23 protein-coding genes and 1 pseudogene are annotated in these 24,702 nt (G+C 60.2%); 3 read left to right on the forward strand and 21 right to left on the reverse strand.

Annotation, left to right across the window (positions count from 1 at the left end):
- Positions 1–81: 81 nt before the first annotated feature.
- The 14 genes and pseudogenes from nuoK to IP81_RS01915 form a co-directional block, all read right to left on the reverse strand.
- A complete protein-coding gene (nuoK, locus tag IP81_RS01850) occupies positions 82–387 on the reverse strand; it encodes an NADH-quinone oxidoreductase subunit NuoK (protein WP_054106279.1) in 306 nt (101 codons plus the stop codon).
- The gene (locus IP81_RS01855; protein WP_054106280.1) at positions 384–1,001 is read right to left on the reverse strand and encodes an NADH-quinone oxidoreductase subunit J; all 618 of its coding nucleotides are present in this window, start codon (positions 999–1,001) and stop codon (positions 384–386) included. Before IP81_RS01855 ends, nuoK begins: the two co-directional genes overlap by 4 nt.
- A gap of 12 nt (positions 1,002–1,013) precedes the next feature.
- Positions 1,014–1,499 carry an NADH-quinone oxidoreductase subunit NuoI gene (gene nuoI / locus IP81_RS01860; RefSeq protein WP_054106281.1) on the reverse strand — a complete coding sequence of 162 codons (486 nt, stop codon included), beginning with the start codon at positions 1,497–1,499 and terminating at the stop codon, positions 1,014–1,016.
- Positions 1,496–2,539: an NADH-quinone oxidoreductase subunit NuoH gene (gene nuoH, locus IP81_RS01865; RefSeq protein ID WP_054106282.1), complete on the reverse strand. Its 1,044-nt coding sequence runs from the start codon at positions 2,537–2,539 to the stop codon at positions 1,496–1,498. Before nuoH ends, nuoI begins: the two co-directional genes overlap by 4 nt.
- Entirely contained in the window at positions 2,536–4,545 is a 2,010-nt protein-coding gene (gene nuoG, locus IP81_RS01870; protein WP_054106283.1) for an NADH-quinone oxidoreductase subunit NuoG, read from the reverse strand. The genes nuoH and nuoG overlap by 4 nt, the downstream gene beginning before the upstream one ends.
- Positions 4,545–5,843, reverse strand: coding sequence for an NADH-quinone oxidoreductase subunit NuoF (gene nuoF / locus IP81_RS01875; protein ID WP_054106284.1), 1,299 nt, complete (start codon positions 5,841–5,843; stop codon positions 4,545–4,547). Before nuoF ends, nuoG begins: the two co-directional genes overlap by 1 nt.
- A 1-nt stretch (position 5,844) precedes the next feature.
- Positions 5,845–6,513 (reverse strand): NAD(P)H-dependent oxidoreductase subunit E, encoded by a 669-nt coding sequence (locus IP81_RS01880; protein WP_054106285.1) that lies wholly within the window; start codon positions 6,511–6,513, stop codon positions 5,845–5,847.
- Positions 6,513–6,863, reverse strand: coding sequence for a nuclear transport factor 2 family protein (locus tag IP81_RS01885; protein WP_054106286.1), 351 nt, complete (start codon positions 6,861–6,863; stop codon positions 6,513–6,515). Before IP81_RS01885 ends, IP81_RS01880 begins: the two co-directional genes overlap by 1 nt.
- Positions 6,860–8,071 carry an NADH-quinone oxidoreductase subunit D gene (locus IP81_RS01890; RefSeq protein WP_054106287.1) on the reverse strand — a complete coding sequence of 404 codons (1,212 nt, stop codon included), beginning with the start codon at positions 8,069–8,071 and terminating at the stop codon, positions 6,860–6,862. Before IP81_RS01890 ends, IP81_RS01885 begins: the two co-directional genes overlap by 4 nt.
- Positions 8,072–8,082: 11 nt before the next feature.
- Positions 8,083–8,697, reverse strand: a pseudogene (locus IP81_RS01895) (NADH-quinone oxidoreductase subunit C); the annotation flags it as partial.
- A gap of 11 nt (positions 8,698–8,708) precedes the next feature.
- Positions 8,709–9,263 (reverse strand): NADH-quinone oxidoreductase subunit B family protein, encoded by a 555-nt coding sequence (locus tag IP81_RS01900; protein ID WP_054106289.1) that lies wholly within the window; start codon positions 9,261–9,263, stop codon positions 8,709–8,711.
- Positions 9,260–9,646: an NADH-quinone oxidoreductase subunit A gene (locus IP81_RS01905; protein ID WP_054106290.1), complete on the reverse strand. Its 387-nt coding sequence runs from the start codon at positions 9,644–9,646 to the stop codon at positions 9,260–9,262. Before IP81_RS01905 ends, IP81_RS01900 begins: the two co-directional genes overlap by 4 nt.
- Positions 9,647–9,807: 161 nt before the next feature.
- The gene (locus IP81_RS01910; RefSeq protein ID WP_082355896.1) at positions 9,808–11,238 is read right to left on the reverse strand and encodes a coniferyl aldehyde dehydrogenase; all 1,431 of its coding nucleotides are present in this window, start codon (positions 11,236–11,238) and stop codon (positions 9,808–9,810) included.
- A 27-nt stretch (positions 11,239–11,265) separates the two neighbouring features.
- The gene (locus IP81_RS01915) at positions 11,266–12,051 is read right to left on the reverse strand and encodes an A24 family peptidase (RefSeq protein WP_082355898.1); all 786 of its coding nucleotides are present in this window, start codon (positions 12,049–12,051) and stop codon (positions 11,266–11,268) included.
- 149 nt (positions 12,052–12,200) lie between these two features.
- Here IP81_RS01915 and IP81_RS01920 point away from each other — a divergent pair, with 149 nt between their 5' ends.
- Positions 12,201–13,397 carry an acetyl-CoA C-acyltransferase gene (locus tag IP81_RS01920; RefSeq protein WP_054106292.1) on the forward strand — a complete coding sequence of 399 codons (1,197 nt, stop codon included), beginning with the start codon at positions 12,201–12,203 and terminating at the stop codon, positions 13,395–13,397.
- A gap of 40 nt (positions 13,398–13,437) precedes the next feature.
- Here IP81_RS01920 and IP81_RS01925 read toward each other — a convergent pair whose 3' ends face one another.
- Positions 13,438–13,923 carry an SH3 domain-containing protein gene (locus IP81_RS01925; protein WP_054106293.1) on the reverse strand — a complete coding sequence of 162 codons (486 nt, stop codon included), beginning with the start codon at positions 13,921–13,923 and terminating at the stop codon, positions 13,438–13,440.
- Positions 13,924–14,052: 129 nt separating this feature from the next.
- Here IP81_RS01925 and IP81_RS01930 point away from each other — a divergent pair, with 129 nt between their 5' ends.
- Both IP81_RS01930 and IP81_RS01935 read left to right on the forward strand, forming a co-directional pair.
- On the forward strand, positions 14,053–15,072 hold the full coding sequence (locus IP81_RS01930) for a D-glycerate dehydrogenase (RefSeq protein WP_054106294.1): 1,020 nt from the start codon (positions 14,053–14,055) through the stop codon (positions 15,070–15,072).
- A 129-nt stretch (positions 15,073–15,201) separates the two neighbouring features.
- Positions 15,202–16,527 (forward strand): ammonium transporter, encoded by a 1,326-nt coding sequence (locus tag IP81_RS01935; RefSeq protein WP_054106467.1) that lies wholly within the window; start codon positions 15,202–15,204, stop codon positions 16,525–16,527.
- 124 nt (positions 16,528–16,651) lie between these two features.
- Here the strand turns inward: IP81_RS01935 and IP81_RS01940 are convergent, their stop codons facing one another.
- The 6 genes from IP81_RS01940 to IP81_RS01965 form a co-directional block, all read right to left on the reverse strand.
- Complete coding sequence (locus IP81_RS01940) at positions 16,652–18,061, reverse strand: nitronate monooxygenase family protein (RefSeq protein WP_054106295.1); 1,410 nt, start codon at positions 18,059–18,061, stop codon at positions 16,652–16,654.
- 27 nt (positions 18,062–18,088) lie between these two features.
- Positions 18,089–18,829 (reverse strand): class I SAM-dependent methyltransferase, encoded by a 741-nt coding sequence (locus IP81_RS01945; RefSeq protein ID WP_054106296.1) that lies wholly within the window; start codon positions 18,827–18,829, stop codon positions 18,089–18,091.
- Positions 18,826–19,953 (reverse strand): peptide chain release factor 2, encoded by a 1,128-nt coding sequence (prfB, locus tag IP81_RS01950; RefSeq protein WP_054106297.1) that lies wholly within the window; start codon positions 19,951–19,953, stop codon positions 18,826–18,828. Before prfB ends, IP81_RS01945 begins: the two co-directional genes overlap by 4 nt.
- Positions 19,954–20,050: 97 nt before the next feature.
- Positions 20,051–20,599 carry a peroxiredoxin gene (locus IP81_RS01955; protein ID WP_054106298.1) on the reverse strand — a complete coding sequence of 183 codons (549 nt, stop codon included), beginning with the start codon at positions 20,597–20,599 and terminating at the stop codon, positions 20,051–20,053.
- 53 nt (positions 20,600–20,652) lie between these two features.
- A complete protein-coding gene (locus IP81_RS01960) occupies positions 20,653–23,187 on the reverse strand; it encodes a penicillin-binding protein 1A (protein WP_054106299.1) in 2,535 nt (844 codons plus the stop codon).
- 64 nt (positions 23,188–23,251) lie between these two features.
- Positions 23,252–24,181: an N-acetylmuramoyl-L-alanine amidase gene (locus IP81_RS01965; protein WP_231626200.1), complete on the reverse strand. Its 930-nt coding sequence runs from the start codon at positions 24,179–24,181 to the stop codon at positions 23,252–23,254.
- Positions 24,182–24,702: the final 521 nt, after the last annotated feature.

Here is a 24,702-nt window from a genome sequence, read left to right on the forward strand (position 1 = left end):
CTCCGTAAATAGGGACAGTCCCTATTTTTGCCGCACTGACGGAATAATAGGGACAGTCCCTATTTATCATTGCCACGATCATCAGCCTTTCATCCGGTTGACATCGTCAACGGCAATCGTGCCGCGACCACGGAAGTAGATGACGAGGATAGCAAGCCCGATGGCCGCTTCACCCGCCGCCACTGTGAGCACGAACATCGCGAAAACCTGACCCACGAGATCGCCAAGGAAGGCGCTGAACGCGACGAAGTTGATGTTCACCGACAGCAGGATCAATTCGATCGCCATCAGGATGATGATCACGTTCTTGCGGTTGAGGAAAATCCCCAACACGCCCAGCACGAACAGGATCGAGCTAACGACGAGATAGTGTTCGATGCCGATCACAGCTGAACTCCCTTGCCCGTTTCAGGCTGCATGTTGATCGTGGCGTCCTGCGGACGGCGTGCGTTCTGCTTGGCGATGATCTGGCCGCGTGTGCCCGAACGCTCACGGTGCGTCAGCACAATCGCGCCGATCATGGCGACCAGCAGAACAAGCCCTGCCGCTTCGAACAGGAACAGATACTTGCTGTAAAGCAGCGCGCCGATAGCCTGAATGTTCGACATATCAGCCGCTTGCGCCGCAGCGCCGCTGGCCTTGCCCAGTTGCACCCCGCCCGCGCCGTGAACGACCAGACCGACGAACAATTCAACGAACAGTACCACCGCCAGCGCAAGGCCGAGCGGGAAGTTCTTGATGAACCCTGCCCGCAGTTCGGCAAAATCGATGTCGAGCATCATCACCACGAACAGGAACAGCACCGCAACCGCGCCGACATAGACGATCACGAGCAGCATCGCGATGAACTCTGCCCCTACCAGCACCATCAGGCCGGCAGCGTTGAAGAACGCGAGGATCAGCCAGAGCACCGAATGCACCGGATTACGCGCAAGGATCGTCACGGCACCACTGAAGATGCACAGCGTGGCGAAGAGATAGAAGGCGATTACCTGGATCATGATCGCGGCCCCCTAGCGATACGGCGCATCGGCTTCAAGGTTCGCGGCCAGTGCCCGCTCCCACTTGTCCCCGTTCGCGAGCAGCTTGGCCTTGTCGTAAAGCAGCTCCTCGCGCGTTTCGGTCGCGTATTCGAAGTTCGGACCCTCGACGATGGCATCGACCGGGCAGGCTTCCTGACAGAAACCGCAGAAGATGCACTTGGTCATGTCGATGTCATAGCGCGTGGTACGGCGGCTGCCGTCTTCACGGGGTTCAGCCTCGATCGTGATCGCCTGCGCCGGACAGACCGCCTCGCACAGCTTGCACGCGATGCAGCGCTCTTCGCCGTTGGGATAACGGCGCAGCGCATGTTCACCACGGAAGCGCGGCGAAAGCGGGTTCTTCTCGAACGGGTAATTGATCGTCGCCTTGGGCTTGAAGAGATACTTCAAGGTCAGCCAATGCGCCTTGAGGAATTCCCAAAGCGTGAAGCTTTTGATGAGTTGCGAGACGCTCATGCGAAGTGTCCGGTTGCCATGAGATAACCGCTGACGAGAACCACGAACAGCAGCGAGGTGGGCAGGAAGATCTTCCAGCCAAGGCGCATCAGCTGGTCATAGCGATAGCGCGGGACGGTCGCCTTTACCCAACTGAAGATGAAGAAGAAGAACAGGATCTTGAGCAGGAGCCACACAAAGCCTGGCACCAGATAGAGCACCGGAATGTCGAGCGGCGGCAGGTATCCGCCCCAGAACAGCACGGCGTTCAGCGCGCACATCAGCAGCACGTTGGCATATTCGCCAAGCCAGTAGAGCGCGAAGGCCATCGACGAATATTCGGTCTGGTAACCGGCAACGAGTTCTGATTCCGCCTCGGTAAGATCGAACGGTGCGCGTGCGGTTTCAGCCATGCCCGAAATCAGGAACATCACCCACATCGGAAACAGCAGCGGGTTCGCGACGAAGCCGTTGATGATCCAGACGTGCGATTGCTGCGCCTTAACGATGTCGTTCAGGTTGAACGTGCCCGCCCACAGCACCACGCAGATCAGGATAAACCCGATCGAGACTTCATAGGAAATCATCTGCGCCGAGGCACGCATGGCCGAGAAGAACGGGTACTTCGAGTTGGACGACCAGCCCGCGATCACCACGCCGTAAACGCCGAGCGACGAAATCGCGAGCACATAGAGCAGGCCGACATTGATATCGGCCAGCACCGCGCCCGAATTGAACGGGATCACCGCCCAGGCCAGCAGCGCGACGGTAAAGGTGATGATCGGCGCGATCAGGAACAGGCCCTTGTTCGCCGCCGTCGGGATAATGGTTTCCTGCAGGAACACCTTCAGACCATCGGCGAAGGATTGTAGCAGACCCAGCGGCCCCACCACGTTCGGCCCCTTGCGCAGCGCCATCGCCGCCCAGATCTTGCGATCGGCATAGATGATCATCGCAACGCCCAGCATCAGCGGGAACGCGATCAGCAGGATGCCGCAGATGGTGGAGAGCCCCCAAGCCCACTCATATGAGAGGCCAAGACCCATGAAGAATTCTGTCATTCCGCGGCCTCCGCAAAGCTTTCACCGTGGAGTAATACTGCCGAGCAGCGCTGCAACGTCGGGCTGGAGCGCGCGATGGCGTTGGTCAGGTAGCGATCCTTGATCGGATAGCCCGCGATCACGCCTTCGGCCTTTGCGCCCGCAGGAGCCGCAGGAAGCGCGCCGTAATCGACCAAGCCTTCGACGCCCAGTGCGGGAACTTCGGCAATCATCGCGGCGCGAAGCTGCTCGAAGCTGTCAAAGCCGACCGAAACGCCCAGCGCATCGGCCATGGCGCGCAGGATCGTCCAGTCCTGCCGCGCATCGCCCGGCGCGAACACGGCCTGTTCGGCATATTGCACGCGGCCTTCGGTATTGACGTAAGTGCCGTCCTTTTCGCTAAACGCAGCGGCAGGCAGGATCACATCGGCAGCATGCGCCGCCTTGTCACCGTGGTGGCCAATGTGGACGATCATCGAGCCTGCAAACCTGGCAAAGTCCACCTCGTCCGCACCCAGCGAGATCACCATCTTGGGCGCAGCAGCAACCAGATCGGCAATGCCTCCCTTTTGCGCATAGCCCAGCATCAGTCCGCCCATGCGGGCAGCGGCCATGTGGACCACGTTGAAGCCGTTCCAGTCATCACGAACCAGATTGAACTTTTCAGCGAAGGCCAGCCCTTCCCCCAGCGCACCCTTGCCCAGCGCAGCACCGCCAAGGATGATCGCAGGTTTCTGCGCCGCGCTGAAGGCATCGCTGACGGCGGCAGGCAGATCGCCCAGCCCCGCCAAATCATCACCGATGAACGTGGCGGCATACGTCGGGTCCCACTGCGGGCCGACGATGAACACTTTGGCGCCCTTCTTCACAGCCTTGCGGATGCGGGTGTTGAGCAGCGGCGCTTCATCGCGGACCATCGAGCCGACGATCAGGATCGCGTCGGCCTCTTCAATCCCGGCAAGCGTGGAGTTGAAGTTTACCGCAGCAAGGTTCGACGCGTCATAAGCCAAACCGGTCTGGCGGCCTTCGAGCAGCGTGGATCCCAAGGCCCCTGCCAGCTTCTTGGCCGCAAACATCGTTTCGCAATCGACCAGATCACCCGCAACAACCGCTACCGACGAGCCGGGATTGATCTTGGCCACAGCATCGAAAGCTTCGGCCCACGTCGCCGCAACCAGCTTGCCGTCACGGCGCAGCCACGGTTTATCAAGGCGGCGACGGGTCAGGCCATCGACCACGTAGCGTGCGCGGTCAGACAGCCATTCCTCGTTCACGTCATCGTTGACGCGCGGCAGAATGCGCATCACTTCGCGGCCACGGCTGTCGAGCCGGATGTTGGAACCCACGGCGTCCGACACGTCGATCGACAGCGTCTTCTTCAATTCCCAAGGACGCGCTTCGAACGCGTAAGGCGCGCTGGTGAGCGCACCGACCGGGCACAAGTCGATCACATTGGCCGACAATTCGTGCGCCGCAGCCTTTTCGAGGTAGGTCGAAATCTGCATCGTTTCGCCGCGATAGAGCGCGCCGATTTCGTCCACGCCCGCCACTTCTTCGCTGAAGCGGACGCAGCGGGTGCAGTGGATGCAGCGCGTCATCGTCGTCTTGATCAGCGGGCCCATGTACTTCTCGGTCACCGCGCGCTTGTGCTCGTGATACCGCGAGGCACCACGCCCATAGGCAACCGACTGGTCCTGAAGATCGCACTCGCCGCCCTGATCGCAGATCGGGCAATCGAGCGGGTGATTGATCAGGAGAAACTCCATCACCCCTTCGCGTGCCTTCTTGACCATTTCGGAATCCGTGCGGATTTCCTGACCTTCGGACGCGGGCAGCGCGCACGACGCCTGCGGCTTTGGCGGCCCCGGCTTCACTTCGACCAGGCACATGCGGCAATTGCCCGCAATGGACAGCCGCTCATGATAGCAGAAGCGCGGAATTTCCTTACCGGCCAGCTCGCAAGCCTGCAGGACAGTAGCGCCTGCGGGGACTTCGAGTTCTACGCCATCGACTTTGACTTTAGGCATTACTCTGCTGCCTCCGACAGTTCTGGCCGCACGTTCTCGGCAATCCGGCGTTCGATCTCTGGGCGGAAGTGCTTGATGAGGCCTTGGATCGGCCATGCGGCGGCGTCACCAAGGGCGCAGATCGTGTGGCCTTCGACCTGCTTGGTCACGTTGTGGAGCATGTCGATTTCGCTGACGTCGGCATCGCCGGTGCGCAGGCGTTCCATCACGCGCCACATCCAGCCGGTGCCTTCGCGGCAGGGCGTGCACTGGCCGCAACTCTCGTGCTTGTAGAAGTATGACAGGCGGGCGATCGCACGGACGATGTCGGTGGACTTGTCCATGACGATCACCGCAGCCGTGCCCAGCCCTGAGCCGACCGCCTTGAGGCCGTCAAAGTCCATCGGCGCGTCCCAGATTTCGGAAGCGGGCACCAGCGGCACCGATGATCCGCCGGGGATCACCGCGAGCAAATTGTCACGCCCGCCGCGAATGCCGCCGCAGTGCTTTTCGATCAGCTCGCTGAACGGAATGCTCATCTCTTCTTCGACCACGCAGGGCCGGTTTACATGGCCGCTGATCTGGAAGAGCTTGGTGCCCTTGTTGTTGTCACGCCCGAAAGACGAGAACCACGAAGCGCCGCGCCGCAGAATCGTCGGCGCGACCGCGATCGATTCCACGTTGTTGACCGTAGTCGGGCAGCCATAAAGGCCTGCGCCTGCCGGGAATGGCGGCTTGAGGCGGGGCTGGCCCTTCTTGCCTTCAAGGCTTTCGATCATCGCGGTTTCTTCGCCGCAGATGTAAGCGCCCGCGCCGCGATGGACGAAGACGTCGAAATCATAGCCCGAACCGCAAGCGTTCTTGCCGATCAAACCAGCGTCATAGGCCTCCTGCACGGCGGCAAACAGCGTCTCGGCTTCGCGGATATATTCACCGCGAATGTAGATGTAAGCGGCGCGTGCGCGCATCGCATAGCCTGCCACCAGCGCGCCTTCGATCAGCTTGTGCGGATCGTGGCGGATGATTTCGCGGTCCTTGCACGAACCAGGCTCGGATTCATCGGCGTTGATCACGAGGAAGCTGGGACGTCCGTCCTTGCTTTCCTTGGGCATGAACGACCATTTCATGCCGGTGGGGAAGCCCGCACCGCCACGCCCGCGCAGGCCCGAAGCCTTGATTTCCTCGATGATCGCGTCTTGCCCTCGCTCCATCAGGGCCTTGGTATTGTCCCAATCGCCGCGCGCTTGCGCAGCTTTCAGGTTCCAGGGCTGGAAGCCATAGACGTTGGTGAAAATGCGGTCTTTATCTTGAAGAGCCATCTTACCACTCCCCTCGATAATCATGATTGGCATCAACCATCGCGGTCAGGTTGCTGAGCGCTCCTGCCGGTTCCACCGTGTGACGGCCCGGCAATTGCGTGCCCGTCTTCGGCTGCTTGCCCGCTGCCAGCTCGTCAAGGATGCGCTCCATGTCGGCGGCGGTCAGGTCTTCGTAGTTGTCATCGTTGATCTGGACCATCGGGGCCGAGGCGCAGTTGCCCATGCACTCGACCTCGGTCAGCGTGAACAGGCCGTCCGCCGTGGTGTGGCCCTTCTTCAGGCCCTTGCCCTTGCAGGCGGCCATGATGTCGTCCGACCCTCGCAGCATGCACGGCGTGGTGCCGCAAACCTGCACGTGGAAGCGGCCAATCGGCGCGATGTTGTACATCGTATAGAACGTCGCCACTTCGACCACGCGGATCACCGGCATGTCGAGGTACTTGGCCACGTATTCCATCACCGGAATCGGCAGCCAGCCTTGCGTGTTCTCTTCAGCGCCCACCTGACGTTGCGCCAGATCGAGCAGCGGCATCACGGCAGAGCGTTGACGCCCTTCAGGATAGCGGCCGACGATGACTTTGGCCTGTTCGGCGTTCGCCGCCGTCCATTCAAAGTTGCCCCAGCGCGCGCGCAGTTCGGGGCTGTCAGGTTCGATGTGACGATCAGCCATTAGCGAATGAACTCCACCCGAGAGCACTTGTCGCCCTCGAAAGAATAGACAGCGATCACGTCAAACGGGTCGACCAGCGCCGAACCATCGGTGGCGGGGCCGCGCGTTACGTGTTCGCGCATCAAAACATAATTGCCGATGGCCTGCGCCTCGACGATCTCGGCATGGTTCTGCGGCCAGCGCGCAAACGCGGCAGCAAGGCCAGAGCGTGTGCCCTCCTTGCCTTCACGCACCACATTCCCGCGATAGTTCGCCTCGCAGGCATCGTCGGTCATGTACGAGACGTAGGTATCCACGTCCTGCGCGTTATAGGCGGCGATCATGGACTTCGCCGTATCGAGGTTGCTCACCGGTCACACTCCCCGAACACCACGTCGATGGCGCCGATGATCGCAGTCACGTCGGGCAGCATGTGGCCAACGCTCATGAAGTCCATCGCCTGAAGGTGCGAGAACGCGGTCGGGCGGATCTTGCAGCGGTAGGGCTTGTTGCTGCCGTCCGACACCAGATAGACGCCGAATTCACCCTTGGGGCTTTCGGTGGCGACATAGACTTCGCCCGCCGGAACGTGGAAGCCTTCGGTGTAGAGCTTGAAGTGATGGATCAGCGCTTCCATCGACTGCTTCATCTCGGCGCGCTTGGGCGGCACAACCTTGCGGTCGGTGCTGGCAATCGGGCCTTCGGGCATTTCAGCGATACACTGCTGGATGATGCGCGCCGATTGGCGCACTTCTTCGACGCGGACCATGAAGCGATCATAGCAATCGCCGCTGGTGCCAACGGGAATGTCAAAGTCCATGCGGTCATAAACGTCGTAAGGCTGGCTCTTGCGCAAGTCCCACGCGATGCCCGAACCACGGATCATCGGGCCGGAGAAGCCCCAACGCACGGCGTCTTCCTTGGAAACGATGCCGATATCGACATTGCGCTGCTTGAAGATGCGGTTGTCGACCACCAAGCTCATCGCGTCGTTGAACAGCGGGTGGAGGCGCGTGTCGATCCAGTCGGCGATGTCGGCCAGCAGTTTGAGCGGCACGTCCTGATGTACGCCGCCGGGGCGGAACCATGCCGCGTGCATGCGCGCGCCCGATGCGCGTTCGAAGAAGTTGAGGCAGTCCTCGCGCACTTCGAACATCCACAGGTTCGGCGTCATCGCGCCGACGTCCATCACATGCGAACCCAAGTTGAGCATGTGGTTGCAGATGCGTGTCAGTTCGGCGAACAGCACGCGCAGGTATTGCGCCCGCAGCGGCACTTCGATGTTCAGCAGCTTTTCAACCGCCAGCACGTAAGAGTGCTCCATCGCGAGCGGCGAGCAATAATCAAGCCGGTCAAAATAGGGCAGCGCCTGAAGATAGGTCTTGTGCTCGATCAGCTTTTCGGTGCCGCGATGTAGCAGGCCGACGTGCGGATCAACGCGCTCGATGATTTCGCCATCAAGCTCCATGACCATGCGCAACACACCGTGCGCCGCAGGGTGCTGCGGGCCGAAGTTGATCGTGTAATTGCTGATGACTTCATCGCCGGTGGTGGGCGATTGTTCGAGTTGCAAGCTCATGGCTTTGCTCCCTCAGCCTTTTCATCGCCCGGCAAGACGTAATCAGCGCCTTCCCACGGGCTCATGAAATCAAACTGCCGCAGGTCTTGCGCAAGCTGCACCGGTTCATAGACAACGCGCTTGTCCTCTTCGGAATAGCGCAGTTCGACATAGCCGGTCAGCGGGAAGTCCTTGCGGAACGGATGGCCTTGGAAGCCATAGTCCGTCAGGATGCGGCGCAGATCGGGGTTGCCGGCAAACAACACGCCGAACATGTCGTAAACTTCACGCTCATACCAACCGGCGTTGGGCCAGAGTGTGGTGACGGTCGGCACCGGCGTTGCCTCGTCGGTCGAGACCTTCACCACAATACGGTGGTTCTTCGTCAGCGAGAGCAGGCAGTAGCACACCTCGAAGCGGTTCACCCGGCTCGGGTAATCGACGCCTGCGATGTCCATCAACTGCTGGTATTCGTGGGTGTCGCGAAGCAAGCGCAGAGCATCTTCGGCGCTTTCACGCGCCACTTCGATAACGATTTCGCCATGCTCTTCCTTGGAAGAGACGACCATATCACCGAGGGCGGCGACAAGCGCATCATGGACGCCCTCGTTAGAGGTCCAGCGCGGTGCGGAGTGGAGAACTGCCATGTGCCCGCCCCTCAACGCTCAAGCGTGCCAGCGCGGCGGATTTTCCGCTGCAACTGCATCACGCCGTAAAGCAACGCTTCGGCAGTCGGAGGGCAGCCGGGGATGTAGATATCCACCGGCACGATCCGGTCACACCCGCGCACGACGCTGTAGCTGTAGTGATAATAGCCGCCGCCGTTGGCGCATGATCCCATCGAGATCACATATTTCGGGTCGGACATCTGGTCATAGACCTTGCGCAGCGCAGGGGCCATCTTGTTGCACAGCGTGCCTGCCACGATCATCACGTCTGATTGGCGCGGAGAGGCGCGCGGGGCAACGCCGAAGCGCTCCATATCGTAACGCGGCATGTTCACGTGGATCATCTCGACCGCGCAGCAGGCAAGGCCGAAGGTCATCCACCACAGCGAACCGGTGCGCGCCCACTGGAACAGCTCTTCGGTGTTCGTGACGAGGAATCCCTTGTCAGACACCTCGGCATTGAGGCTATCGAAGAATGCCTGATCGGGCGCGGTAACCGCACCCTGATTAGCAGTGATGAGCGAAGATGTGGCCATGTTGCTCATTCCCAGTCCAACGCGCCTTTTTTCCAGGCGTAAATGAAGCCGATCACCAGTTCGGCAAGGAACACCATCATCGTGATCCAGCCTGCCCAGCCGGTTTCACCAAGGCTGACGGCCCAAGGGAACAGGAAGGCGGCTTCGAGATCGAAGATGATGAACAGTATTGCGACGAGATAGAACCGCACATCAAACTGGCTGCGCGGGTCTTCGAACGCGGGGAAGCCGCATTCATACTCGCTGTTCTTCTCGGCGTTCGGATTGTGTGTGCCTGTCAGACGGGCAATGCCCATCGGCAGGAACACAAATGCGGACGAAAGCGCCAAGGCGATCCCGAGGAATATCAGGATTGGCAGATACTGTGCCAAATAGCTGGATTGTTCGACCAAAGGGCTGACTCGCCTTGCTAGCAGGTTTCGAGTGCGCCCTAGTCCCGCTACCGCCATCGCGCAAGTGGTGTGCACCGCAATATGAGCGGTTTCCTCCCCCCTTTTCACGCCTGTTGAGCCGTATCGACGGCCTTTCAGCCTCACAGACTCGTATGCACTACTTACTTGAGCTGCATCTTGAGTGTGCGCGCGGTCGCCTTGCCATAAGGCGGCATCAGCCCGGCAAGCCCAGCCACGTTGATTTTCGGCTGGGTATAGACCGCGCGGCCATGGCTGAAGCTGCGGAAACCCTCGATTCCGTGATAGCTGCCCATGCCCGACGGCCCGATTCCGCCGAACGGCAAATCATCCGCCGAGACATGAAAAATAACATCGTTGAGTGACACCCCGCCCGAAATCGTCCGGCCAAGCACAGCTTCGCGTTCGACGGAATCATCGCCGAAGTAATAGAGTCCCAGCGGGCGATCATGGGCGTTGATGTAGTCAATCGCCTGATCAATCCCCTGATAGGTCTTGATCGGCAGGACCGGCCCGAAAATCTCGTCCTGCATCACCTTCATATCGTCAGTCACATGGCGCAGGATCGTCAGCGGCAGCTTGTTGCCGTTTGAACCCTCGAATGTCTCAGCCCCGGGGTTGACGACAATCGCCTCGGCCCCCTTGGCCACGGCATCATCTACCAGCCCCACCAAGCGGTCGCGATGGCGGCGGTTGATCACCGATGTATAGTCATCATTGGCCAGCATCGTCGGGTACATCTTCGCAACGCTTGCCTGCAAAGCGCCGATGGTCTGCATTTCCAGCGCTTGCGGAACGAGCAGGTAATCGGGCGCAAGGCAGATTTGCCCGGCGTTCATCGTCTTGCCCAGTGCAATCCGGTCCGCCGCCATGGCCACGTCAACGCCCTTGCCCAGAACTGTGGGCGATTTTCCGCCCAGTTCGAGCGTTACCGGAACCAGATTGTCCGCAGCGGCATGCAGCACATGCTTGCCGATCGAGGTCGCGCCGGTGAACAGCAGGTGATCAAACGCCAGCGAGCAGAAGTCCTGCCCCGTCTGCGGCCCGCCCAGCACGACGGCCACCTCCTCAGCGCTAAAGGCCTTGGCGAACAGCTCCGCCATCAGTTCCGATGTCCGTTCGGTGAATTCGCTGGGCTTGAGCATCGCACGGTTGCCCGCCGCCAGGGCTTGCGCCAGCGGTCCAAACGTCAAGCCTACGGGGAAGTTCCACGGAGCAACGATGCCGATCACGCCCTTGGGTTCGTAGCGGACCTCGGCCCTGGCCCCCAGCAGCCCCAGCGGGAAGTTCACGTGGCGCTTTTCGGGCTTGGACCACGCTTTCATCCGCTTTTGCGAATAGCGCACAAGGCTGAGCGCAGGCATCACATCGGTCAGCATCGATTGTTCATGGCTGCGGTGGCCGAAATCGGCGCTCATCGCCTTGGCCAGTGCATCGCCGTGATCGAGCAGGATGCGCGCGCAGCGTTCAAGCCGTTCGTGGCGGGTGGACAAAGGTTCGGGCCGCGCGGCCACAAAAGCCGCCTTCTGCCGTTCGAGCAGCGCCATCATCGCATCGCGTGTCGTTTCGTCCATGTGCTTCAGGCTCCCCGGCGAATCAGCTTATCCCAGCCCTTGCAGCAGGAACATCGGCCATGCCGTAGCGGCAAGACAGGTTCCCAAAGGCAGCGCCGTATCCGCAGCGATAGTACGCTTGCTTACAAGCATGACAATAGCTGCAATTATGCCGACGATGCTGGCCCCCAGCATCACTTCCACTACACCCAAAGGCCCCAGCCAGATGCCGATAGCCCCCATCAACGGCGGATCGCCCGATCCCATACCTTCATGCCCGCGCGCCTTCAGATAGAACCGCGCGATCATCCAAAACAGCAGATAACCAAGCGCCCCGCCGGTCAACGCCACCAGCAGCGGATCAAGCGCCTCCACCGCTATCGCCTGTGCGATAACCACCAACACGCCGCTGACTGCCAGCCATCCTACAAGCACACGTGGCAACCACAGATGCCGCAAATCAAGCAAGGCAAGCAGCAGCAATTGCCAGCCAAACAGCATCGCCGCCAATGCCAGAGTTTCGCGCGCCCACAGCACCGAGGCGACGCCAATCAGCGCGCCGCCCACTTCGCACACTATCTGCGCACCGCCGATGGATGCCCCGCAGTCCCGGCATTTACCCCGCTGGATGGCCCATGACAGCACCGGCACCAGTTCGACCACCGTTAGCGCCTTGCCGCACCCGTCACAGGCCGATCTGCCGCCCACTACGGAGCGGCCCGCTGGCAGGCGGACCAGCACCGCGCCCAGAAAGCTGCCGATCACCGCGCCAAACACCGCCGCTCCGGTCAGCAAAGCTCCGGTAGGCAACGCGATGATCATGTACGAATTCATGCGCCTCTCCCTGTCGCGATTTCGGCCTGCCCGATGGCCCTGTCTCTTTTACCTCTACTTACGTCTATTTGCTTTTGCTGCGCTGCACACTACATTGATAGCGACATTCCAGTGCATCACAGCACGCATTTAACAGGGGCCGTCAAGCCATGGCACAATTCTCGTCCTCAGATCCTGTCGTCATTCTCTCTTATGCGCGCACCCCGATGGGCGCGATGCAAGGGTCGTTGGCCGATGTGTCCGCCACCGATCTTGGCGCAACCGCGGTCAAGGCAGCGGTTGAACGTGCGGGAATTTTGCCCGATTCTATCGAACGCATCTATATGGGTTGTGTCCTGCCTGCTGGCCTTGGCCAAGCCCCGGCCCGCCAGGCCGCGATCAAGGCTGGCCTGCCCAAATCGGTCCAGGCCACCACGGTGAACAAAGTCTGTGGTTCGGGAATGCAAACCATCATCATGGGCGCAGAAGCCCTTGCCAGCGGCAGCATCGACATGGTCGTGGCAGGCGGTATGGAAAGCATGACCAACGCGCCATACTTGCTTAAAAAGCACCGTTCGGGCGCGCGCATCGGCCACGATACCGCTTATGACCATATGTTCCTCGATGGTCTTGAAGACGCTTATGAAGCAGGCCGCGCGATGGGTACATTCGCGCAAGATACCGCCAACGCCTATCAGCTGACCCGCGAACAGCAGGATTCATACGCGATTGAATCGCTGCGCCGCGCGCAGGCCGCGGTCGCCGATGGCAGCTTCACCGATGAAATCGCCCCCGTCACGGTCAAAAGCCGCGCGGGCGAAACCGTCGTTGCAACCGATGAAGCCCCCGGCAAGGGCCGCCCCGACAAGATTCCGTCGCTCAAGGCCGCCTTTGCCAAAGATGGCACGATTACTGCCGCCACTTCCTCCTCGATCTCGGACGGTGCAGCCGCTGTGACGCTCACCCGCGCCAGCGTCGCCGCAGCAGCAGGGCTGACACCTGTCGCAAAAATTGTCGCACTTTCAGGCCATGCACAAGAGCCCAAAGATTTTACGACCGCTCCGGTCGGTGCGATCAACAAGGTTCTGGAAAAAGCCGGCTGGTCAATCGCTGACGTCGATCTGTTCGAAGTCAACGAAGCCTTCGCCTGCGTTGCCATGTTTGCCATGCATGATCTGGGCATCGATCACGCCAAGATCAACGTCAATGGCGGCGCAACCGCGCTTGGCCACCCGATCGGCGCTTCGGGCACGCGAATCGTAACCACGCTGATCGCAGCGCTGAAAAAACATGGCCTGAAAAAGGGCGTTGCGAGCCTGTGCATCGGTGGTGGTGAAGCCACTGCGCTCGCCATTGAAATGATCTGATCCGATTAAAGTCCCCGGTCACCCGGCCGGGGACGCCGGTTTAGGGCTTCTGTGCGCCCCAAACATTGTTGGCGCGGATAAAGCCTTTGCGGCCCTCGATATCAAAGGCGCACCAGTCCGCTTCGCATTCACCCAGCTTGCCGATCACGCCGGGCTCCACGCGCCACATCACGCCCCCGCTGCCATCCTTTTTTTCCCGAACATCCGAAACAACGCCGATGACGAATGCGGTGCGTTCACGGCTGAGGAATTGCTGGAGGATCCATCCGCGCGATCCGTCCTTGTCTTCAACCAGACGCCAACCGCCCATCACGCGCAGGACTTTAAGTGGAACGCCCTTGCGCACATATGTCCAGCTTATCCGGTAATCCCGGCCCGGCCCGACACGCATATTCGCCTGGGCCTTGGACGTGGAGACCCAATACGCGTCCTCTGATTTTGCCATCAGCGGCTGGGCTGAACCAAGCACCAGCGCCAAAGCTGCGGCAATGGCGGCAGTATGTCGAAGTGCGAAGTTTACAGTCATTCCACTGCCGTCGCAAAATAATCAGCCAAGGGCAACACCCAAGAACCTGCTATGCCCAACGATCTCCACCATGACAATTCGTGCCAACGCTTGACCAGTTCCCCTGCCAGCGCCTAGCTTGCTTCCACCATGACCAGTTCAGCCGACTATCGCCCCACACGCCGCGTCGAAGGCAGCCCCCGCGTCACAGTAACGCGCAAGCTTTTGCCTGAAACCGAAGCGCGCATGCGTGAATTGTTCGATGTCACGCTCAGCGCTGATGATCGCCCAATGTCGCGCGATGCGCTGATTTCAGCCATGCAAACCGCCCATGTGCTCGTCCCCACGGTCACCGACGTGATCGGCGCCGATCTGATCGCACAAGCAGGTCCGCAACTGGGCCTGATCGCAAATTTCGGCGCAGGCACCGATCATATTGCGCTGGCCGCCGCACGTGCACGCAAGATCATTGTCACCAACACGCCGGGCGTATTCACCGATGATACGGCGGACATGACCATCGCCCTGATCATCTCGGTGGCCCGCCGCCTCAATCATGGTGGGCGGATCTTGCGCGCGGGCAAGTGGGAGGGCTGGGCGCCATCCACCATGCTCGGCCACCGGTTATCGGGCAAAGTCCTTGGCATCATCGGCATGGGCCGTATTGGCCAAGCCGTGGCTTGGCGCGCACGCGCCTTCGGCCTGACCGTGATTTATCACAGTCGTCATCGTCTGCCCCAATCACAAGAAACCATGTTTGGCGCGCAGTTTGAACCCGACCTCGACACGCTGGTTTCGCAATCCGATATTCTCAGCCTGCACTGCCCGGCAAGCCCCGAAACGCAACACATTATCGATGCCCGCCGCATCGCCCTGATGAAGCCCGGCGCTTATCTCGTAAACACTGCACGCGGCCAGTTGGTCGAGGAAGAGGCGCTGATCGCCGCGCTGGTCGAAGGGCGGATTGGCGGCGCGGGGCTGGATGTGTTCGAACACGAACCGCAAGTTGATCCTCGTCTGATCGCACATCACAACGTTGCAATCCTGCCACGCATGGGCAGCGCCACCTTTGAAGGGCGGCAAGCCTCGGGCGATAAAGTGATCGCCAATGTGCGCGTCTGGGCTGATGGCCACCGCCCACCAGATCAGGTGCTAGAAGGCCTCGTCTGAAAGGCCAACCTCCATTTCAAATAACAATCGTTCGCAACCCTGCTTGTGCGCACGTGTAAAATTGCTCTAGAGCCTTGCGTGAGAGGATCTTGTGCGGGGCTGCTCTGCGCGGATGGGGGAGACGTGTTGATGCGAAAAATGTTGGGCGGCGCAATTGGTGCGGCCACAATGCTCATGCCGATGCTGGCATTTGCACAAGTTGATGCGCAAGGCAGCGCTATCAGCGTCGAAGATGTCGCCGATACTGGCGATACCGCATGGATTCTCGTCTCCTCTGCTTTTGTGCTGCTGATGGCCATGCCCGGCCTCACCTTGTTTTACGGTGGCCTCGTTCGCGCCAAAGGCTTTCTGGCCGTGCTGGTGCAAGCAGGCGCGATTGCTGCGGTTGCATCGATCCTGTGGATCATGGTCGGCTATACGCTGGCTTTTGGCGATGTAAGCGGCGGCTGGATCGGTAGCGGCAATGCGTGGATGCTGCTCAATTTGGGCAATGTGCGGGCCAATACCGCAATCCCCGAAAGCGCCTTTGCGCTTTACCAGATGTGCTTTGCGCTGATCACGCCTGCGTTGATGATAGGCGCGTGGGTTGATCGCGCGCGTTTTGGCTGGGTCGTCGGGTTCTGCGCGCTGTGGGGCCTGATCGTCTACGCGCCATCGGCCCACTGGATCTGGGGCGGCGGCTGGCTCTCGTCCAAGTTCGGCACGCTCGATTTTGCAGGCGGCATCGTGGTTCACACCACGGCCGGTGTATCGGCGCTCGTCATCGCACTCTTGCTCGGCAAGCGCGCAGGCTTTCCCAAAACGCTGATGATGCCGCATAGCCCTTCACTCACGATGGCAGGCGCTGCCTTGCTGTGGGTGGGCTGGTTCGGCTTCAATGGTGGCTCGGCACTTGCCGCCAATGATGATGCTGCCTCGGCCATCATCAACACCCATGCTGCGGCTTGCGTTGCGGCGCTGGTCTGGTTGATCATTGAAAAATTCACCGTTGGCAAACCCACCTCGGTCGGCTTTGCCACGGGCGCTGTTGCGGGGCTTGCCACCGTAACGCCCGCCGCCGGGTTCATCGCTCCGGGTGCCGCCATGCTGTTCGGCGCGCTGGCAGCCCTCGTCTGCTACCCGATGATCCAAATGGTCAAGCAACGCCTGAAAATCGACGATTCGCTCGACGTGTTCGCGGTCCACGGCGTTGGCGGCATGATCGGTTCGATGCTGCTCGCAGTGTTCATCTCGCCATCATTCGGTGGCACCGGCTATGCCGAAGGCATGGACATGACGCGCCAGTTGATCGCGCAAATTGCAGGCGTCGGCGTGGTCGCTCTGTGGAGTGCCTTTGCCACGGTCATCTGCGCCCTTATGGTCTCGATGATCATCCCGATGCGCGTGACCGAAGACGAGGAGCGCGAAGGCCTCGACATTACCAGCCATGGCGAACGCGCTTGGGAGTTTGATTGATCGATCTGCCTTAGAAAGAACTGAAAAGGCGGGTTCGGACAAACCGGACCCGCCTTTTTCTTTATGCAGGAAGGCTGGGGGGGCGGGCTTGCGACAGCTTACAGGGCCAGCGCCAGCGCCCCAATCAATCCCCTGTCAAAATCCGCTCGACCAATTCCTTCACCGTCGGAGTGAAGTTGTTCGAATAAAACGGGTCCTGCTTGAACCGATATGCGGCATGGCCTGCAAACATCAGGTTCTTGTCGATGTCGCCGCCGTGCGCGATATCTTGCAATGTCTTCTGGATGCAGAAGCTGCGTGGATCGGCCAGACGGCCTGTGGTGTAATCATCATGGTCCTTCCACGATGAGAACCCGCAGTGCGAAAGGCAGCCCATGCAGTCTTTCTGGTCCTGCTGGATTTCTGCACGCTCATCGGGCGTAACAAACACCACGGTATCATCGGGCGTGCGCAGCGCATGGGTATAGCCTGCGCTGAACCAGGCCCGCGCGCGGTCAAGATCCTTGGGGGTAACCCAGAAGTTCTTGCCCTTCACGCCCACATCAAGCTGCACGGTATGCTCGCCCGCAGCGACTTTCGAGTAGGGAATTTGCCGTTCCGAGCGCGCTTCGAGCAAGCGCAGGAACGGGTTGCGGACAGCTGAGGAATAGAACCCCGTCGGCGAAAAGCGGTGCAACAGCACATCGCCCGGCTCCAATTCGCGCAAGTGGTCTTTCCACCCCTGCGGGATCGGGCTTTCCTTGGTCAACAGTGGGCGTGTGCCAAACTGGAATGCGATGGAGCCCAATTCGGGATTATCGATCCAATGCTCCCATTCGCTCAATTTCCAAACGCCGCCAGCCATCACGATGGGCACCGTATCGGCAATACCTTCGGCGCGCATGACGTCGCGCAGCGCTTTGACGCGGGGATAGGGGTCTTCGGGCTTCTTGGGGTCCTCAGCGTTGGACAAGCCATTATGCCCGCCTGCCAGCCAAGGATCTTCATAAACCACCGCGCCCAGCAATTCGGGTACTTTGTGATAGGCCCGCTTCCACAATGCGCGGAAAGCGCGGCCCGACGATACGATGGGCAGGTATTGCACGTTGAACCGCGCCGCGATTTCGGAAAGCTTGTATGGCATACCTGCACCACAGGTCACCCCTGTGATCAGACCTTTAGTCTGTTCCAGCACGCCTTCCAACACGGGTTGCGCGCCGCCCATTTCCCACAATACGTTGATGTTGATCGCGCCATTGCCGCCCGAAATCTCGTGCGCGCGCCGCACCTGCTCGACAGCGCCATCGATGGCATACTGGATCAGTTGCTCGTGGCGTTCACGCCGGGTCAGCGCATTATAAACCTGTGGAACAATTTTGCCCTCGGCATCGTAGCTATCGGCATTCACCGCGCTGACCGTGCCGATCCCTCCGGCAGCCGCCCACGCCCCTGAACTCATATGATTGGTTGCCGCAACACCCTTGCCGCCCTCAACCAGTGGCCAAACTTCACGGCCACCATAGAGAATCGGCTTCAACCCCTTGAACGCAGACATTAATTCCCTTTCAGCGCCTGTAGTCATTCAAACTTTTGCCGGTGCCAACCGGCATGACTTGATCTTCTTCGGCTCAGGCCGGACCGGTGCTAACACGAACTGCGCATAATACCCCGCCAGCTCTGGCTTACGGTGAAATTGATCCAAACGAAAGCCCGCCGCTTCCATCTCGCAAAACAACAAGGCGGGCGGAATGCCGTGAGCCGCAGTGGATTTGTCCACATCGACCACAACGACGCGCCCGCCCGGCTTGAGCGATGGCCACAGCCGCCACAAAAAGGCATAAGGCTCAGCCACTTCGTGATACATATGGACCAGAAACACGCGGTCAAAACTGCGCTCAGGCAAGCGTGGATCATCCTGCGCGCCTAGCTTGATCGAAACATTATCAAGCCGATCCTTTTCCACGCGGGCACCCAGCCTGCGCAAGGCCTCGCTATCAATATCTTGCGCCAGCACGCGGCCGCCTGCGCCCACCCGTTCAGCCAGACGCACGGTGTAATAGCCCTCACCCGCGCCGATATCGGCCACGCTCATTCCCGGCTTCACCCCGGCAAGGCTCATCACCGAATTGGCTTCATCGCGATTATCGCGTTCCGCTTCATTCGAAAACTGGGTGCTGACAATCTTCGAAACGGGGCGATCAGCCTTGGGAAACGCGCGCGATGTGTCGGGCCGGTTGTCCTGGGGCGCTTGTTCGCATCCGGACACGACAAAAGAAGCCAGCGCTGCCAGCGCAAGGGAGACAAGGGCCGCAGCCCTGCTCAATCGTCGTCCTCCACCGTCACCTTTTCGCCGGTCACCTTCTGCGAAAGCGCTGCGGCCATGAACGGATCAAGCGCCCCGTCCAGCACTTCGCTCGGGTTGGTAGACACCACGCCCGTGCGCAAATCCTTGATCTGCTGATAGGGCTGCAACACGTAAGAGCGGATTTGGTGCCCCCAGCCGATTTCGGTCTTGGCGGCATATTCGCCGCTGGCAGCCGCTTCGCGCTTGGCCAGTTCCGCTTCGTAAATCCGCGCCTTCAGCATGCCCATCGCGGTTGCGCGGTTCTTGTGCTGGCTGCGGTCATTCTGGCTGGCAACGATGATCCCGGTCGGCACATGGGTGATGCGCACCGCCGAATCGGTGGTGTTCACGTGCTGCCCACCCGCACCCGATGCGCGATAGGTATCGATCTTCAGGTCTGACGGATTGATCTCGACCTCGATGTTGTCATCGATTTCGGGATAGACCCAAACAGAGCTGAACGAGGTGTGCCGCCGTGCCGAGCTGTCATAAGGGCTGATCCGCACCAGACGATGCACGCCGCTTTCGGTCTTGGCATAACCATAGGCGTTCTCGCCCTTGATCAGCAGCGTCGCGCTTTTGATCCCGGCAGCTTCGCCCGCGTGATAATCGACCAGTTCCACCTTGTAACCATGCCGCTCACCCCAGCGTGTATACATGCGCTGAAGCATTTCGGCCCAGTCCTGGCTTTCCGTTCCGCCTGCGCCGGCGTGCACTTCAAGGAAGGCGTTGTTGGCATCAGCCTCGCCTGCCAGCAGCGCTTGCACTTTATCGTTATCGGCGCGCGCGGCAAGAGCGGCCAAAGTGGCGAGCCCCTCGCTGATCGTCGGCTCGTCGTCTTCAGCCTCGCCCATCTCGATGAACTCGACAGCGTCAGCCATTTCCTGACCGATTTCGTTAACGGTGCCGATCGACGCTTCCAGCCGACGACGCTCGCGCATCACTTCTTCGGCCTTCTTCGGATCATCCCACAACTTGGGGTCTTCGACACGGGCGTTCAACTCGTCGAGACGGCGCACGGCGCGGTCCCAGTCAAGGAACTTGCGTACCAGTGCCAGCGCGGCATTGATACGGTCGATATGGGCCTGCCCTTCGGCACGCATGGCGGTCACACTCCCGATATTCAGAACACAAAAAATGCCTGCCCGCGCTTAGCGCAGCGGACAGGCATGTAAAGCCCCGAGCGTATCACCCGGGTGTTTAAGCGCCTTTCAGCTTGCGCACGGCTTCCAGCGTCAGCTTCACATGGTCGCGGTAATCCATGTCCGAATGGACCATCGTCACTTTGCCGTTCCTGGCGATCACATAGCTCGTACGCTTGGTCAGGCCGGTGGAAATGCCTGCGGGCAGTTTCAGCGCCACGTCATAAGCCTTGATCACTGCAGGGCTGGCGGCTGCTACAGCAAACTTGTCACGGCATGCTTCGGTCGAAAACTTTTGCAGGGTGGCGATATCATCGTTCGACATGCCGATCACGGTTGCGCCAGCAGCCTTGAAATCATCGCTCGCCTCGGCAAAGGCGTGGGCTTCCAATGTGCAGCCTTTGGTAAAGGCCTTGGGATAGAAGTACAAAACCACAGGCCCCTTTTGCAGGGCCTGCTTCAAAGAAAACGCAAACGGCTTGCCCGCCAGCGCGCCATTGGCGGTAAAGTCGGGTGCCGTGGCCCCGCTTTTCAGTTCGGCCAAGGCCGGAGTCGTGGCAAAAAGGGCGAAGGCTGCACCGGCAGCGGCAAGGTTGCGAAGGTTCATGAGTTAACACGTACCAGATCGCAGCCAGTTCAACCAATGCCTTTGCGGGCAGATCAGTAAATCCCGCCTTGCTCTTCGATAAAGCTTTCCTCAACCGGCCCTTCATCAACCGCGCCGCTGGCAATTCCGCGCGCGGCGCGGGCTTTGCGCAAGGCATCAAGAACGGCTTGCTTCGCGCTCACCTCGCCCTGCTGCGCGGTGCGTTTGGGTTCGGTGTCGGGCTTGAACGCCTCCCAGATGATCGAGGCTTTGGCCACGTCATTTTCAGGCGTTCCGCCAAACACGCGCTTACCTGAAACGCGGTCAACTTTCACCATGCGCACGCCTTCGGGCACACGGAACGGGATGTCCTTCCATCGGCTGCGCGTTTCTTGCACCAGTTGCTTGAACACCGGTGCGGCAATCCGACCGCCTTGCGCATAGCCGCCAAGGCTGCGCGGCTGGTCATAGCCGATATAGACGCCCGCGATGATATCGGGCGATCCTCCCACGAACCAGACATTGGTCGGCCCCGAAGTCGTGCCCGTCTTGCCAAACAGCGGCAATCCCAAATCGCGCAAGGTAATGGCCGTGCCGCGCACCACCACACCTTCCAGCATGTGCACCACCTGATAGGCCGTGCGAGGATCGATCACCTGCTTTCCGGTCACGTTCAGGCGCGGCATCGGCTGGCCATCCCATCGCGGCATGCTGCACCCGTCACACCGCCGGTTGTCTGCGCGCCAGATCACCTTGCCGTTACGATCTTGCACATAGTCGACCATCGTCGGTTCGTGCTGGCGTCCCTGATTGGCAAGCGCTGCATAAGCGTTGACCATCTTGAGCACGGTCGTGTCGCCAGCGCCCAGCGCCATCGAAAGATATGGCGGGTATTCGCCCACGCCCGCCGCCTTGATCGTGCGCACCACTTTGTCCATGCCCACGTCATTGGCCACGCGCACGGTCATCAGGTTGCGCGATTGTTCCAGTCCCCAGCGCATCGTGTGGCTGCCAGAACCGCCTTCGCCGCCGAAGTTGCGAAAGCACTTTTCGCCCAGCGCCGCACCCTGATAGACACAGAACGTTCCGTCCACGACCATTGAGGCTGGCGTCATCCCGTTGTCCAGCGCGGTGGCATAGACGAACGGCTTGATCGTTGAGCCCGGCTGGCGGTTGGCTTGCGTGGCGCGGTTGAACGAACCCAACCGTGCGTCAAACCCGCCCTGCATCGCCAGAATGCGGCCACTTTGCGGGTCTTCAACAACCATCCCTCCCGATACTTCAGGGATCGTGCGCACCGCAAATGTGCCCGGATTGACCGGCGCAACAGCCGTGATATCGCCCGGCTTCATGATGTCAGGAATGCCGATCAGGTCGGCGGTCTTGCCATCAGAAAAGCCGATCTCGCCGCCCGAACCCTTGCGCGAAAGCAGCACGCCCACGCGCCAGTTCTGGTAATTGATCGCAATATTGCTGGTGATCAGTTGCGTTTGCCAATTGCCGTCATCCAGATCGATCCGCGCAATCGGCCCATGCCACGCCCGACCGCCGCCATAGCGCAGCAGCGCCGTCCGCAACGAATTCTGCGCTGCCGTTTGCAATTGCGTATCGAGCGAAGTGCGCACCCACAGCCCGCCTGCATAGATGCTGTTCGGGCCATCTTCGGCCTTTTCGCCAAAGCGACCGATCAGGCGGCGGCGCACTTCTTCAAGGAAGTAGCCCGCATCTGCGGTATAGCTTTCGGAACGGCGCGGTTTCAGGCCGAGCGGCATCGCCCCTGCTGCATTGGCCTGCGCTTGCGTGGCCCATCCGTTCTTCACCATCTGGTCGAGCACGTAATTGCGCCGCGCAATCGCCATGCCTTCATACTTGGCACGGCCATAACGCTCCGGCGCTTTGGGCAGAATCGCCAGAAACGCCGTCTCGTGCAGCGCCAGTTCGCCCACGTCCTTGTCGAAATAGGCGCGCGCTGCTGCCTGCACACCAAAGCTTTGCCGCCCCAGCGGAATTTCGTTGAGATACAATTCAAGGATCTGCTGCTTGTTCAGCACGCCTTCGATCCTGCGCGCCAGAATCATTTCCTTGAGCTTGCGCGTGATCGAATATTCATCGCCGATCAGGATATTCTTGGCCACTTGCTGCGTGATCGTCGATCCGCCGCGCGCGCGTTCATCCGATCCGAACTTGGTTGCATAATCGGCCACAGCGCCTGCAAAGCCGAAGTAATCGATGCCGCCATGCGTCCAGAACGTCTTGTCCTCAGCCGCCAGATACGCATTGATCATTGGCTCGGGAAAATCGACAAATCGCAATTGCACGCGCCGTTCACGGGCATAGCTCGATACGATCTCGCCATCATTGCCGCGCACCATGGTGGGCAAAGGCGGTTGATATGTCAGCAATTTGTCCGCCGATGGCAGCGTGCGTGCCACCGTCAGCCACAGCACGAACCACCCCAGCAAAAACGCGCCCAGCACATAGTTGCCAAAACGGAACAAGCGGCTGCCGTGCCACTTGCCGCGATACCACAGCGAAAATCCACGCCAACGGTCAGGAACCCCGCCGCGCCGCGTTACAAACCGGGTTTGCTCAGGTGTCTCGTCAGCCATCGTGCAGCGCCTCTAGCATGCTCACGCGGTTCCTTGCCAGAGGCCTATCGCAGCATCTTGCCATTCAGGGTACATCAGTCGGCCCAGATCCCGATACGGGCTCGGCAACCGGTGTCGCTGTAACCAAGGACGGGGCCGCACGTTCGGCCAGAAAAATCTCGATGGCGCGGGCCACCGAACCGGAAAAGCGTTTCCGCCACGCCTTGTCGCGCATCGTCTGAGCATCATCAAGATTGCTGATATAGCCAGCTTCAATCAGCGCCGATGGCAGGTCGAGCGATTTCAGCACAATGAACGCAGCTTCGCGCTGCGGTTGGGCATGAAAGGCGATCACGTCCTTGCCCTCGCGCACCACCAGTTCGCCAAATCTTTGCGAGCTTCCACGCATTTCGCGCCGGGCAAGATCGACCAGTATCGACGATACTGCCTGGCCTTTTCCGGCAAGGCTCACGCCATTCACTGCATCGGCGCGGTTCTCTCGCGCGGCCAGCGCTTCGGCCACCGAATCGGAAGCTTTATCTGATAGCGTATAAATCGTGGCACCATGCGCTTCGGCGACACTGGCCGCATCGGCATGGACAGAAATGAACAGATTCGCATTCAACCGGCGCGCAATATCTGCACGCTCATCGAGCGCCAAAAACCGGTCGTTATCACGCGTCAGCGCCACGCGAACACGGCCCGAAGCCACCAGCGCATCGCGCAACGAACGCGCCAACAACAGCGTCAAATCCTTTTCCCGCTCGCCATCCTGCCCGCTTGCACCGGGATCATGCCCGCCGTGGCCTGCATCAATTACCACCAGAGGGCGGCTGGCATCAGGCGGGCCTTCTACCACCGGCAAACCGATCTTGCCGGTGTGATCGGGCATGGCCAGTTTCACCACATAACGTGGCTCGACATCGGCAAGCCCTGTGGAAAGCGCAGCCCACAGCACGCCCATAGCCACGGCCGGCGCTGCAAATACTGCGGTCAAGATACCCCGGTCATCCATCCGCCATCGCCTATGCCCTGCCACACTTGTCCGGGTCCAGTGGGAAATACAGCCCATGGTTAACGCTTAAGATACACCTCGGGTGCGATAAGGATGCGTGGCATTCCTACAGGACAACATCGGTCATTGTTTTATTTGCCGCTTTGTCCTTGGAGTGCTAGCAATGGTCTATCGGGGCACTCAGCATCGGTACGTCTTACGCCCAAACCGTCTAAAAGCGCTGTTTTGCGCCACGGTGGGCTAAGAAACGTACTGTTGGCGATGATCCCGTAATCGCGGGGATGAAGATGCGGTCGCGCCTGATCCCCGTGCCACAAGGTTGATGCCGTAATGATGAGCTGCGTTTCGTTCCTGCCTGTTAGCCCCACCGGGGCAGCATCGGCGTGGACGAATGGCAGCACGCGCACCTCGCCGCGAGTTATCGTCACAGCAGACACAAACCAACCGCCGCCGGGCGGCGAGCGACAAGGCATGACAGGCACAAAGCCTCACGCCCCAACGCTCCGATCCGGCAAACCCGC

Origin of the sequence: Novosphingobium sp. AAP83 (assembly GCF_001295795.1) — a bacterium.
In the GTDB taxonomy this organism is placed as follows: Bacteria; Pseudomonadota; Alphaproteobacteria; order Sphingomonadales; family Sphingomonadaceae; genus Novosphingobium.

Bases quoted from the DNA above. Each gene is read 5' to 3' on its own strand.
- IP81_RS01855 (WP_054106280.1), bottom strand. From the start codon at position 1,001: ATGATCCAGGTAATCGCCTTCTATCTCTTCGCCACGCTGTGCATCTTC.
- nuoI (WP_054106281.1), bottom strand. From the start codon at position 1,499: ATGAGCGTCTCGCAACTCATCAAAAGCTTCACGCTTTGGGAATTCCTC.
- nuoH (WP_054106282.1), bottom strand. From the start codon at position 2,539: ATGACAGAATTCTTCATGGGTCTTGGCCTCTCATATGAGTGGGCTTGG.
- nuoG (WP_054106283.1), bottom strand. From the start codon at position 4,545: ATGCCTAAAGTCAAAGTCGATGGCGTAGAACTCGAAGTCCCCGCAGGC.
- nuoF (WP_054106284.1), bottom strand. From the start codon at position 5,843: ATGGCTCTTCAAGATAAAGACCGCATTTTCACCAACGTCTATGGCTTC.
- IP81_RS01880 (WP_054106285.1), bottom strand. From the start codon at position 6,513: ATGGCTGATCGTCACATCGAACCTGACAGCCCCGAACTGCGCGCGCGC.
- IP81_RS01890 (WP_054106287.1), bottom strand. From the start codon at position 8,071: ATGAGCTTGCAACTCGAACAATCGCCCACCACCGGCGATGAAGTCATC.
- IP81_RS01900 (WP_054106289.1), bottom strand. From the start codon at position 9,263: ATGAGCAACATGGCCACATCTTCGCTCATCACTGCTAATCAGGGTGCG.
- IP81_RS01910 (WP_082355896.1), bottom strand. From the start codon at position 11,238: ATGGACGAAACGACACGCGATGCGATGATGGCGCTGCTCGAACGGCAG.
- IP81_RS01915 (WP_082355898.1), bottom strand. From the start codon at position 12,051: ATGAATTCGTACATGATCATCGCGTTGCCTACCGGAGCTTTGCTGACC.
- IP81_RS01920 (WP_054106292.1), top strand. From the start codon at position 12,201: ATGGCACAATTCTCGTCCTCAGATCCTGTCGTCATTCTCTCTTATGCG.
- IP81_RS01925 (WP_054106293.1), bottom strand. From the start codon at position 13,923: ATGACTGTAAACTTCGCACTTCGACATACTGCCGCCATTGCCGCAGCT.
- IP81_RS01930 (WP_054106294.1), top strand. From the start codon at position 14,053: ATGACCAGTTCAGCCGACTATCGCCCCACACGCCGCGTCGAAGGCAGC.
- IP81_RS01935 (WP_054106467.1), top strand. From the start codon at position 15,202: ATGCGAAAAATGTTGGGCGGCGCAATTGGTGCGGCCACAATGCTCATG.
- IP81_RS01940 (WP_054106295.1), bottom strand. From the start codon at position 18,061: ATGTCTGCGTTCAAGGGGTTGAAGCCGATTCTCTATGGTGGCCGTGAA.
- prfB (WP_054106297.1), bottom strand. From the start codon at position 19,953: ATGCGTGCCGAAGGGCAGGCCCATATCGACCGTATCAATGCCGCGCTG.
- IP81_RS01955 (WP_054106298.1), bottom strand. From the start codon at position 20,599: ATGAACCTTCGCAACCTTGCCGCTGCCGGTGCAGCCTTCGCCCTTTTT.
- IP81_RS01960 (WP_054106299.1), bottom strand. From the start codon at position 23,187: ATGGCTGACGAGACACCTGAGCAAACCCGGTTTGTAACGCGGCGCGGC.
- IP81_RS01965 (WP_231626200.1), bottom strand. From the start codon at position 24,181: ATGGATGACCGGGGTATCTTGACCGCAGTATTTGCAGCGCCGGCCGTG.